Genomic DNA, 12952 nt, shown 5'->3' on the forward strand with positions numbered 1-12952 from the left:
TCAAATTGTATATTTGAAGCAACCTGGGATATATATTATTCCATTTTTTAATAAGATAAATTGAATTTATTCATTTTTCACAAAAATAAATTGTATATATCATAAATATTATTATATAACATATCAGTTATTATATAACATATCATCAAGATAATTTATCAGGCTATTTTACGGGGAACCAGATGACTAGAATATTTTTTCCAAATCAAATTACAGAATTATTTCCTATTTCGGCATATTGGTAAATCGCAGATCTGGTTTACTTAAATGTCAACATTTGAAATATATTTGACGGTCTGGGCGACAAATCATGGTTCGCAGGTTCCGGCTCATTGGAACTTAATCCATAATTTCATAACAAATACAATAAGCAAAGCTCATTTCATTCGGCGACGGATAAATATCCTGCTGGTCGAGAAAATTGAATTTTCGAGAAACAAGGGTCATTAAATGAACAGAGCAGAAAAGCGCCATCAGCAGAAAATGGCTTTAAAAGCTTCAAAAAAATCAGATAAGCATAGAATTCTTATCAGTCAGCAAACCTTAAATATGGCAGTGCAGCACCACTGCGCAGGTCGTTTGCAGGAAGCGGATAGATTATACAAACATATATTGAAATTTGAGCCTAACCATTCTGAAACATTGTATTTACTTGGCACCATAGGATTGCAAACGGGGAATTTTCAGAAAGCGATAGATTTGATATCTAAAGCAATTATAATAAACCCGAACATTGCGGAATATTATTCCAACCGTGGCCTGGCACAACAGGAACTTAGACAGTTTGAGGATGCTATTGCCAGTTATGACAACGCGATCCGTCTAAAACCGGACTATGCAGAAGCCTATTCCAACCTTGGTACTGTGTTAAAAGAGATCGGACAACTGGAAGAGGCTGTCGCCAGTTATAATAAGGCGATCAGTATCAATCCTGACTATGCGGAAGCTTATTTCAACCGGGGTATTGTATTTAAGGAGCTTGGAAAGCTTGAAGAGGCCGTTGAATGTTATGAAAAGGCAATAGCAGTAAATCCTAATATTGCTGAGTTTTACTCAAACCGCGGTATTGCCCTTCTGGAACTTAAGAGGCCGGATGAGGCTGTTGCCAGTTATGATAAATCTATCAATATCAATCCGAATTTTGCGGAAGCTTATTTCAATCGGGGTGTGGCGCTAAAAGAACTCGGTCGGCTTGACGCAGCGTCGGCCAGCTATGATAATGCAATTAAGATTAGGCCTGACTACGCTCAGGCTCACAATAATTTGGGTAATATTATCAAAGAAATAGGGAATTTTAATGAGGCTATTAACAATTACAGAAAAGCAATTTCGCTTCAACCGGGATTTATTGATGCGCAGATCAATCTCAGTATGTCTCTTGCGGAGCAGGGGAACATAAAAGAAGCAGAGATTGCCCTTCGAAAAGTTTTAGCCCTCTCCCCAGAACATGCGGAGGTTTATCTTATTTTAGCGAAACTAAAAAATTTCACAAATCCGGATGAGGATATCAAATCAATGAAGCGCATATTTGCGCGGCGTGATATCAGTGATCAGGACCGCATTTATTTGGGGTTTGCTTTGGGAAAAGCCTATGAAGATTTAAAGAAATATGATGCGTCCTTTAAGATGTATAATATTGCGAATTCCTTGGAACGAAAAAATAAAAAATATTCAATTGAAAAAGATAAAGAAAATTTCAATCACGTAAAACAGACTTTTAAACATTCATTTATTAAGTCTTTTAATGGTGGAGGTTTTAATGATGAATGTCCAATATTTATATTAGGCATGCCGCGTTCCGGGACAAGTCTCGTTGAGCAAATACTTGACTGCCATTCCGAAGTTCACGGAGGCGGAGAGCTTGATCTGTTTTATAACCTTGCCATGTCGAGTTTTTACGGTAATTCAGATTTAACAAAGACCATAAGAAAAAAAGATATCAAAGCACAGGATATTAGGAAAATTGGCGAACGGTATTGTGAGATGCTGCATAAGATTGCGCCTGGAAGCCGTTTTATTACAGATAAACTGCCCTTTAATTTTTTACATATAGGCCTGATCAGACTTGCCTTGCCCAAAGCAAAAATAATTCACTGCAAACGCAGTCCCGAGGATTGTAGTTTGTCCCTCTTTAAGACATTCTTCCCTTCGGAAATTATGGGGTTTTCATATGATTTAAATGATCTCGGTAAATATCACAATCTTTATCAGGAGCTTATGGATCATTGGCATAAAGTAATACCAGGTCATATTTTTGATGTTAACTATGAAGATTTGATCGAAGATCAGGAAGCAACATCACGCAGACTTCTAGAATTTTGTGGACTGGGGTGGGATGATGCTTGTCTTGATTTTCATAACTCCAAGCGCCCTGTCAAAACAGCAAGTGTGGTTCAGGTTCGCCAGCCCATCAATAATTTATCGGTACAGAAATGGAAAAATTTTGAAACACATCTTAAGCCATTACTGGAAAATCTGCATTCAGTATCGGGAAAGGATCATGCTAAGTTAACACAGGATAATTCTCTTCCGGAAAATAATATCCATCTTCCGCTCCTATCTGTGTCCTAGAACCGGTCTTTGAAAGCACTGATTAAAAATCCGCGTATTATTTAAGAACTTTTCTCTAACCAGGTTCAACTGATTTTAGGGTCAGTTTAATCGCTGGTTCAGGTATGAGAATATTTAATGATATAGTATTTTTATATCCACACTTAATGACAAAAAAGAATAGCCAGCATTGGAATACAAAGTTTCTTATGAAGTGATAAGGAAATTTATAAAATCTGACAGTAGAAGAATTTATTGAAATTCGGTCTTAAAGGTTCTCCGGACTGCCGTAAACAGGTTTTCCGCCAAACAGCGTAAGAAGCACTTTTGTATCGGAAATCTGATCCGGGTCAATTTCAAACATATTCTGGTTGAGGACGATAAGGTCGGCAAGTTTGCCAACTTCAATTGATCCTGTTTTGTCTTCCTGTTTATTAACGAAAGCGGCATTTATTGTGAAAGCGTCAATTGCTGTCTGCAGGCTGATCCGTTCATTTGGTGTAAATTCCGGATAAGGTTCACCTAATGCACCTAGGCGGGTAACAGCCGTTTCAATTTCCAGAAACGGGTTGGCCGTTGATACGGACCAGTCACTGCCAAAGGCGATGGTGGCCCCGGTTTTCTCAATGCTTCGGATCGGATACATCCAACCTGTCCGTTCTTCACCGATGGCAGGCACGTTTAGGTCCATTATATATTCATCCGCTGCGGCCCAGTAGGGTTGAAAATTGGCAACTACATCAAGAGCAGCAAAGCGGGGAATATCATCAGGATGAATGACTTGTAAATGAGCAATATGATGACGATTTCCAAGCGGGCCATTCAGTTTACGGGCATATTCGATGGCATCAAGGCTCTGGCGGATGGCGGCGTCACCGATCGCATGAATATGAACCTGAAATCCGTCTGCATCAAGTTCTGCCACTGCTTTTTTAAGCATCTCCGGATCAACCATTGGAATGCCCCTGGTGCCATTGGCTTCCAGATAGGGCTCAAGCATGGCCGCCGTATAATTTTCAAGTACCCCGTCCTGCATAATTTTTATGGATGAAGCATCAACAAGATCGCTGGTAAATTCGTCTCTTAAGCTTTTAAAACCTTCAATCTGTTCAGTACCTTTGTCCCGTTCCCACCACTGTGCCGCGACAACATGTAATGTAAGCTCATTATCTTTTTCCAGTGCGGCATAGGTTTCAAAATCCGGGAGTTCAACCGAGGCATCCTGAATAGAGGTAATGCCGTATGAATGGAGCATATTGATTGTGTACTCTAACCCGGCAATTCTCTTTTCCAGTGATGGCGGTGGTACAAATTTCTGTAATAAGGACATCGCACCTTCCTGAAGGCTGCCAATAAGTTCCCCTGTTTCCGGGTCTCGGTCAATAATACCATCTTCAGGATCAGGTGTATCTTTGGTAATGCCAGCAATTTCAAGAGCAAGGCTATTTGCCCATCCGCTGTGACCGTCGCGTGAAGTCAGATAGACGGGACGATCCGGAACTAGGTCATCAAGAATTTTTTTACTTGGCGCCCCGCCCGCGCCAAAAACGGCCATTGACCAGCCGCCGCCAAGCAGCCATTCGAGATCAGGATTGGCAATTGCATAATCGGCAATTACCTTTTTATAATCTTCCAGTGTGACTTGTGCGTTAAGATCGCAGCTTAAAGCTTCGATCCCGCCCAAAATCGGATGGATATGGCTATCCTGCATTGCCGGCATCATCATGCGTCCATGAAGGTCTATGACTTTTGTATTCTCACCAATCAGATTGGCGACGTCATTATCTGTTCCCACAAATGAAATGTGGTTTCCGGTAATGGCAACGGCTTCGGCCCAACTGTGATTATTATCGACCATATAGATCCGTCCGTTTTTATAAACAGTATCGGCGCTGATTTTAGATCCAATATCGGATGACTGACCACATGCACTAAGTGCCAATATTGCGCAACATATTGTAAAAAAATGAAAATTAATAAAATTGGTAACTTTAATCATTTGTGGTCCCCGTCTGTTTCTCTATAAGCTATCACTGATATTATTAACAAAGCAATAGAGCAAATTAGGGAATGATTTATAGATGGATTAAGTATGATGCAGCAATGATATTATCCGGGTATCATGCTAATATTTGAGTTTGATAAATTTTAAGGGAATTATGATGTCGCAACGGGAAAATGAATTTGGCCAGCCAATTGGCGAAGATGTGCCCAACTGGACAGGAGCCAAATATCCGACACATGCGCCAATGGAAGGTAATTTATGTAGATTGGAAAAAATTGATCTGGATAAGCATTCAAAACAGTTATTTGATTCATTGGCAGAAGATCGGGGCGGAAAATTATGGACCTATATGATGCAGGGGCCATTTAAGTCGGAACTGGAATTTAATGATTGGTTGGCACCTAAATGTGAAAGTATTGATCCTTTATTTTACGTCATTATTGAACGGGCCAGCAATGAAGCCGTGGGACTGGCCAGTTATCTGCGAATTCAGCCTGAACACGGTGTAATTGAAGTGGGAAATATCATGTTTGCGCCAAAATTACAGAAAACGTCAATCGCCACCGAATGTATGTATCTAATGATGAAGCGGGCATTTGGTGAACTTGGCTACAGACGTTATGAATGGAAATGCGATGCTTTAAATGCGCCATCGCGCCGAGCCGCTCTTCGCTTTGGTTTTCATTATGATGGTACATTTGAGCAGGCCGTAATCTATAAGGGTCGCAATCGTGATACGGCCTGGTATTCAATTCTGGATAAAAACTGGCCTATTGTTGAGAAAGGGTTTTTAAGCTGGCTGTCACCGGACAATTTTGATGAAAAAGGAATACAGAAACAAAAATTATCTGAATTAATTAATATGGGAAAAGCAGCGAATTAGTGCTATAAATTGTTTATGAATGTAAGCAAACAGACACTACAGAAATATATGATCTATTTTTTAATCTCTATGGTCGTACTCTTAAAAACCATTGGGCCTGCGCTTTATCTTGTTAATCAGTTTTATCCGGAGGATGATCCATTCGTTATATCCCTGTTTGGTGAAAGTGTGTTTATCTGTACGCCCTCCGGCATCAAATATATAAATGCGGATGAATTAAGATAATTAAGTAAAAAAGTCTGCCTAAAATATATTAAACAGACTTTTTTAGTTTGAATTGAAAATTGGTCAGATCGGGTTTACGGATAAATTTTTACGTTTACGAGCAATCAGTCCAACACCGAGCATCGCACTCATAAAAGCAATGATTGCAGGTGGAAGAGGAACGGCGCTCACGGAAAGTGTATAACCTCCGCCGGCAGATCTGAAGTTTCCGGTAACTGACAGAATTCCAACCTGACCATCAGTAAGTGCATGGAAAAAAGGAATGCCCGATGTATTAACAATCCCACTTGGGCTGGTAATAGTATGAATGATATTGCCAATGCTCCAGGTCATCTGCAAATTATTAATACCATAATTTAAGGGCACGCCAATGCTACCTTGATCATGATTTACACTCACGAAAAATTTCAGATTGGTGAATCCGGAAGAGGTAAATTGGTAAGTATCAGTGATACCACCTATTGGGCCGACTTCATCGTGGAAGTAATTTCCATCGAATGTAGTATCCACATTTTCAACAATGTTATAAACAGTAGCATTGGCCAATGATAAGGGACTAATTACCAGTAAAACCAATGATGAAAATATGAATAAAAACTTTTTTGACATGTCATGAATCCTTCGCAATATAACTAACAAATCGGGGCATATTTTATTGGATTTCAAATTTTAGGTCAATTTCCTAAATATGATAGATTTATTAAAATTATAACCTATTGTTTATATTATATTGTTGGACACTTAAAATTTATAAACATTTGTAAACTAGTTATAAAATTTAATTTAGACAAAAAAACATAACAATTCCAGTAGTGATTCGTGTTATATATTCTCCAATTTATTAGAATTATTTTTTCTATGTTATGTAAAATTCAGTTTAATGAAAAAAAGACGAATTTATTAGGAAAGATTGGAAAATAAAGAGAATTTTAACTTAGCAAGTTTAGTCAGACGCGAATAATACGACCCGGATTCATGATGTTTTTAGGATCAATTGTTTTTTTGATATCCCGCATGATTTTAAGATCAGTTTCGGGCTTATAATGTTCCAGCTCCCCGACTTTTAAAGTGCCTATCCCATGTTCGGCACTGATGCTGCCGCCCAGCTCTGTAACGATATCATGAACCACCCGGTTCAGGTCGGGCCATTTTTTTAAATAGTCCTGTTTATTCATATTCACCGGCTGGGATAAGTTGAAGTGAATGTTTCCGTCACCGATATGGCCGAAGGGAACAGGACGCACGCCGGGCAATGCCTGCATTACGGCTTCGACGGCCTGTTTTAAAAATTCAGGAATTTTTGAAACGGGCACAGCGATATCATGTTTAATGCTGCCCCCTTCAAATTTCTGGGCTTCAGACATAAATTCACGGAGCTTCCAAAGGTCATTTGCCTCATTCATATTTTTGGGGACTACGCCATCAATCACCAGTTCTGCTTCCATCGCTGTTTCAAGTATTCTTTCCATCACTTTTTCAAGATCAAGAAGATCAGGATTAAGGGAAGTTGCACACTCCATTAGAATGTACCATGGATAGGATTGATCTAATGGGTCGCGGCATCCGGGCATATGCTTAATGGTCATATCAAGACCAATACGCGGAAGAATTTCAAAGGCGATCAGGCTATCGCCGCTGATTTCACGCGCTAGATTTAGAAGCTTGATGGCCGCTTCCGGATTTTGAATGGCAACAAAGGCAGTGTTTTTTTGTTTGTGTGCGGGGAAAAGCTTCAACGTGGCAGCAGTGATAATGCCAAGTGTGCCTTCAGCACCGATAAATAACTGTTTTAAATCATAGCCAGTATTGTCTTTTCTGAGGCCGGTAAGACCGTTCCAGATGTCGCCATTGGGTAGCACCACTTCAAGACCGAGTACCAGATCACGCATGACCCCATAATGAAGCACGTTTATACCACCGGCATTTGATGAAATATTGCCGCCGATCATGGCTGATCCTTCGGAGGCAAGATGCATCGGAAATATCATGTCCATTGATGTTGCTATATTATGAGCATCGGCAAGGATCATGCCGCTTTCGACAGTCATGGTGTGGTTCAGGTTATCTTTGACCCTCACCCTGTTCATACGTTTCAGACTTATGATAATTTCATTTCCGCTTGCATCCGGCACGCCGCCACCGACAAGACCGGTATTACCGCTTTGCGGGACCAGTTTAATGTCATGCTCATAAGCAAAATGAACCAGCGCGGAAACTTTCTCTGTACTGTCCGGATATAGAACAAGCGGTGATTTTCCGATAAATTTTTCGCGTGGTTCCTTCAGATGGGGCTCAATTACATCCGGATCAGTGCTGTACCCTTTAGGGCCAGCAATATTTTTCAACTTTTCAAGGTGTAAAATGTCAATTGCCACTTAGGCTTCTCCCCTAGGGGCCGCTGCACGCTCCAGCCTGTCATTAATGGCAAAACCCAGCCCGGTGTTGGGAATGGGGGCGACAGCAATATTTTTTAGGCCAAGATTGTCCAAGGTTCTCATCATTGAAAATAAATTTTTTGCGGCCTCGACCAGATCACCGGAAGGGCTGAGGTTTAAACTGTTTTCTTCCATTTTATATTTCCCAAAAGCAAGAAAAGCTTCGCCGGGTGCCGGGTCTGTTACATTCAGCCTCATTTTTGTTTTTGGCGCATAGTGGCTTTTAAGCTGGCCGGGTGCCGTTGGATTGTCCGTTGGTGAATTTTGTACTTCGATATCTCGTTCCAGGATTTTTTCGATCTGCTCTGCGGTGATGTTGCCGGGACGAAGCAGGGTAATTTCCCCGCCGTCAATCTGCAATATAGTTGATTCAATGCCTTTATTGCATGGACCACCATCAATGATCAATTTAAGTTCTGGGCCAAATTCACTTTCCACATGATCAGCGGTTGTCGGGCTGACATTTCCTGATTTATTAGCACTTGGGGCCGCTATCGGGCCATCAAATTGTTCAAGAAGCGCATGGGCAATTTGATTTTCCGGGACCCTTATGGCAACAGTATCCAGTCCAGCTGTCACCAGATCTGAAAGGCCGCTATTTTCTTTAATTGGCAGAACCATAGTAAACGGGCCCGGCCAGAACGCTTTTGCCAGTTTTCTTGAATGGACATTCATCATCACATACTGCGTTGCATCAGCAGCGTCAGCCAGATGAACAATAAGCGGATTAAACTGAGGACGCTTTTTGGCTTCATATATTTTTGCCACCGCATCAGTGTTTTTTGCATCGGCGCCTAGCCCATAGACTGTTTCAGTCGGGAAAGAGATAATATCCCCCTGCCGGAGTAAATTGGCGGCAAGTTCAAACGTTTCCTGTGATGGATTATGGCGTCGGTTCTTGGTCATTGTCATATTATATACTTGATTGAGATTAATTAATACTGTTCTATAATTGTTGTGGGAGTGCATAACAACCCCGTTTGGGAGATTTATTGAAACGATATGAGGGCATAATGAACGACAGACCATGGATTGACCATTATCCTCCGCATGTAAAATGGGATCAAAAATTTGAAGGAAGACCGCTTCATGTGATCCTTGATGATACAGCGGCAAAACTACCCGATAATATCGTTATAGATTTTTTGGGGAAAACATGGAATTACGGAGAGCTGATCAAAAGCGTTAATGCAGCTTGTAAATCCTTTCAGGAAATGGGGGTTAAGAAAGGTATTAAAGTTGGACTTTTCCTGCCAAACTGCCCCCAATTTGTCGTTGCTTTCTTTGCCATTTCAAAAGCAGGTGGTACGGTTGTTAATTTTAGCCCGCTTTATTCGGAAAAAGAATTATTGCATCAGGTTGAGGATTCTGAAACGGATATTATGGTAACGCTTGATCTTGATGCGCTTTATAGCAAAATGCGCCGGGTCGTTGAACAAAGCCGTCTTAAAAAGCTTGTTGTTGCCAAGTTTTCCGAAGTCCTGCCCTTTCCAAAAAATATTTTGTTTAAAATATTTAAAAACAGCGCCATCGCCCGTGTTGCCAGAGATGACATCAATATTGACTATAATTCACTTTTTGAAAATGACGGGAACTTTCAACCGGTTGAGATAAATCCGGATGAGGATATTGCTGTCCTTCAATATACCGGTGGGACCACAGGTATTCCCAAAGGGGCAATGCTTAGTCATTCCAATCTTTATATCAACATGAAGCAGCTGGAAGTCTGGCCACCAAATCTGGAATTTGGCAAAGAAAATATGGTCGCGTTCCTGCCGTTTTTTCATATATTTGCCCTGACCGTGGTTCTGAATATGGGGCTTAAAATAGGGGCAAGACTGGTTATGGTGCCAAAATTTGAACTGGAAGAAGCTGTACAACTGATGATCCGGGAAAATATCACCATGTTTGCCGGTGTGCCGACCATGTTTACGGCTCTCGCCAGCCATAAGGATGCCGATAAAATCGGTATTGGCAAAATCAAGATGGCAATGTCTGGCGGTGCGCCCCTTCCTGTTGATTTAAGGGCACAATATCGGAACCGTTTTAACCTTGATATCACGGAAGGATATGGTCTGACCGAAGCTTCGCCGGTAACACACGCCAGCCCGATGGGCGAAATAGGCAGCCGGGCAGGGTCCATCGGCTTACCGCTCCCTGCAACCGAAGTATTTATTTTGGATAGAGAAGATCATAGCAAAAAAATGCCGATTGGAGAAAGTGGGGAAATCTGTATCCGGGGTCCGCAGGTGATGAAAGGATACTGGAAAAAACCGGACGCGACGGATCAGGTGATGATCGGCGATATATTAAAAACCGGTGATGTTGGCTATATGGATGCGGAAGGATACACATTCATCATGGACCGCGATAAGGATCTTATTCTGGTCGGTGGGTTTAATGTTTTTCCCAGAACGATTGAGGAAGCCATTAACCAAAATCCTTCTGTGGAAGAAGTTACGGTTATCGGCATACCGGATGATTATCTGGGTGAAACACCAAAGGCTTTCGTAAGGCTTAAAAAAGGGGCGGCGCCCATAACCGAAGACGAACTGATGGCTTTCATCAAACCGTTAATTGGCAAGCATGAACGGCCCTCACAAATTGAATTTCGTGATGAACTGCCGAAAACCATGGTCGGAAAGCTTTCCAAAAAAGAGCTAGTTGCAGAAGAAAAAGCAAAATATGAAGCCGCAAAAGCAGCCAAATGACCACTGCCCTTATTACCCATAGAGATTGCTTAAATCATATCTCTCCGGCCGGTCATCCGGAATGTGTTGAAAGATTAAGTGTTATTCTGGCCGCTTTGGATGACCCCAAATTTCAGAAACTTGACAGGGTTGAAGCTGTTCCTGCTTCAATTGAACAACTGAAACTGGTTCATACGGATGATCAGATTGAGGCCGTTCTCAATAAAATGCCGCTCAATGGTCATGCCATGCTTGACGAAGATACATATTTGTCACCAGGATCAGAGCTGGCGGCACTGCTTGCTGCCGGGGCTGTATGTCAGGCGATTGATCGGGTCATGGCGGGGAAAAATAAAAATGCTTTTTGCGCCATAAGGCCACCAGGTCATCATGCAGAACCAGACAGATCGATGGGGTTTTGCCTGTTTAATTCAGTCGCAATTGCCGCCCTTCACGCTAGAACAAAATATTTCTGTCACCGTGTTGCTATTATAGATTTTGATGTTCATCACGGAAACGGCACCCAGACTGTGGCGGAAAACACACGCGGGCTATTTTATGCATCGACCCATCAATCCCCCTTATATCCTGGAACAGGCCATATTCATGATCAGGGTGTCGGCGTGATAATCAATGCGCCGCTTGCAGCAGGCAGCGGCAGTAATGCCTTTCGAAAATCAGTGGAAAGCCGTATATTGCCAGCTTTAAGAAAGTTCAAGCCGGATTTAATTCTTATTTCGGCGGGGTTTGATGCACATACCCTTGACCCGCTCGCTGATCTTAATCTGGACACAGATGATTATTATTATGTGACGCGGAAATTGATGGAAGTTGCGGATGAGTTTTCAAAAGGCCGTGTTGTGTCAGCCCTGGAAGGGGGTTATAATCTTTCAGTTATCGGCGAATGTGCAAAAGCACATGTTTTAGCATTGATGGAAGAGTGATGTTTCCGCTATAACAGGGCGGTAAAGTAAATCGGGAGCAAGAAGTGGTTAAGGAAACAAAGTCAGCCGTAGAAATACCGGATGATATTAAAAATATGAAATTTGAAGAGGCCCTGTCTGCGCTTGAAGATATTGTCAGAAGTCTTGAAAGTGGTGAAGTATCACTGGAACAATCCATAGAAATCTATACGCGAGGAACCCAGCTTAAGGCCCACTGTGAAGACAAGCTGAAGGATGCAACAGCCCGCATAGAAAAAATAACTAAGTCGAGCGATGGTACTTTAACAAGTACGCCTCTGGACGGCGGAAGCTAGCCTATGTCATCATTGTCAATTGATTTGGCAACAAATTCATTAAATGAATTTGCCGGATCGTTCGATCATTATCTAATTTCTGTTCTTCCCAAAACGGTGGGGATGGAACATTATGTTGTCGAAGCCATGCGCTATGCGCTTCTTGCCGGGGGGAAACGATTAAGGCCGTTTTTGGTGATGAAGTCATCTTCACTTTATTCAGTCAATCCTGATCATGCGCTACGTGTCGCTGTGGCAGTGGAATGTGTTCATACATATTCTCTAATACATGACGATCTTCCGGCAATGGATGATGATGATATGCGCCGTGGCCAGCCCTCAGTCCATAAAAAATTTGATGAAGCAACAGCCATTCTGGCGGGTGATGCCCTTTTAACTTTAGCGTTTGAAATTCTGGCTGACAGTAAAACGCACCCGGATGCTGCTGTTCGCTGTGAGCTGATTGGCTTGTTATCCAAGGCAATAGGTGCTATGGGCATGGTCGGAGGGCAGATGATTGACCTTAAAGCGGAAAACCAGCCCCTGACGGATGAAGAAATAATCCGCATGCAACAGATGAAAACTGGTGCGCTGATCGTTTTTTCCTGTGAAGCGGGAGCAATATTGGCTAAGGTAGCGGATGAAGGGCGTCATAATCTGGCCAACTATGGACGCGATATTGGTCTTGCGTTTCAGATTGTTGACGATTTGCTTGATATTGAGGGCAGTTCGGAAGATATTGGAAAGACAGCCGGCAAAGATTTGGAAGCGGGCAAGGCGACTTTGGTTTCGCTTATGGGAGCCAAGCGTGCAAGAGGGATGGCAGATGAGCTGATTGATCAGGCTGTCAAAAGCCTGGATAAATTTGATGAAAGAGCTGATATCTTAAGGTCGTTGGCTGGTTTTGTGCGTCACAGGGCTCATTAA

General features: G+C 42.1%; 11 protein-coding genes. 7 read left to right on the forward strand and 4 right to left on the reverse strand.

The features are described 5' to 3' along the window. Positions 1-450 precede the first annotated feature (450 nt). Positions 451-2571 (forward strand): tetratricopeptide repeat protein, encoded by a 2121-nt coding sequence (locus tag R3D86_09680; protein MEZ5758476.1) that lies wholly within the window; start codon positions 451-453, stop codon positions 2569-2571. Positions 2572-2818: 247 nt separating this feature from the next. Here the strand turns inward: R3D86_09680 and R3D86_09685 are convergent, their stop codons facing one another. After that, complete coding sequence (locus tag R3D86_09685) at positions 2819-4549, reverse strand: amidohydrolase (protein MEZ5758477.1); 1731 nt, start codon at positions 4547-4549, stop codon at positions 2819-2821. Between the two features lie 160 nt (positions 4550-4709). Here R3D86_09685 and R3D86_09690 point away from each other — a divergent pair, with 160 nt between their 5' ends. Then, on the forward strand, positions 4710-5438 hold the full coding sequence (locus tag R3D86_09690; GenBank protein ID MEZ5758478.1) for a GNAT family protein: 729 nt from the start codon (positions 4710-4712) through the stop codon (positions 5436-5438). Positions 5439-5486: 48 nt separating this feature from the next. Then, entirely contained in the window at positions 5487-5663 is a 177-nt protein-coding gene (locus tag R3D86_09695) for a hypothetical protein (protein MEZ5758479.1), read from the forward strand. A gap of 63 nt (positions 5664-5726) precedes the next feature. On the opposite strand, the gene R3D86_09700 is transcribed toward R3D86_09695, so the two are convergent. The 3 genes from R3D86_09700 to R3D86_09710 form a co-directional block, all read right to left on the reverse strand. Then, the gene (locus tag R3D86_09700; protein MEZ5758480.1) at positions 5727-6272 is read right to left on the reverse strand and encodes a hypothetical protein; all 546 of its coding nucleotides are present in this window, start codon (positions 6270-6272) and stop codon (positions 5727-5729) included. Positions 6273-6610: 338 nt separating this feature from the next. Beyond that, positions 6611-8038: an FAD-binding oxidoreductase gene (locus tag R3D86_09705; GenBank protein MEZ5758481.1), complete on the reverse strand. Its 1428-nt coding sequence runs from the start codon at positions 8036-8038 to the stop codon at positions 6611-6613. Next, a complete protein-coding gene (locus tag R3D86_09710) occupies positions 8039-9010 on the reverse strand; it encodes an L-threonylcarbamoyladenylate synthase (protein MEZ5758482.1) in 972 nt (323 codons plus the stop codon). Between the two features lie 101 nt (positions 9011-9111). Between R3D86_09710 and R3D86_09715 the strand changes: the two genes are divergently transcribed. The 4 genes from R3D86_09715 to R3D86_09730 are packed head-to-tail and all read left to right on the forward strand — an operon-like array spanning position 9112 to position 12952. Next, complete coding sequence (locus R3D86_09715) at positions 9112-10809, forward strand: long-chain fatty acid--CoA ligase (protein ID MEZ5758483.1); 1698 nt, start codon at positions 9112-9114, stop codon at positions 10807-10809. Further along, positions 10806-11732, forward strand: coding sequence for a histone deacetylase family protein (locus R3D86_09720; protein MEZ5758484.1), 927 nt, complete (start codon positions 10806-10808; stop codon positions 11730-11732). Before R3D86_09715 ends, R3D86_09720 begins: the two co-directional genes overlap by 4 nt. 44 nt (positions 11733-11776) lie before the next feature. After that, positions 11777-12046 (forward strand): exodeoxyribonuclease VII small subunit, encoded by a 270-nt coding sequence (locus R3D86_09725; protein MEZ5758485.1) that lies wholly within the window; start codon positions 11777-11779, stop codon positions 12044-12046. Between the two features lie 3 nt (positions 12047-12049). Further along, on the forward strand, positions 12050-12952 hold the full coding sequence (locus R3D86_09730) for a polyprenyl synthetase family protein (protein ID MEZ5758486.1): 903 nt from the start codon (positions 12050-12052) through the stop codon (positions 12950-12952).

The organism is Emcibacteraceae bacterium, assembly GCA_041396985.1.
Lineage (GTDB): Bacteria > Pseudomonadota > Alphaproteobacteria > Sphingomonadales > Emcibacteraceae > Pseudemcibacter.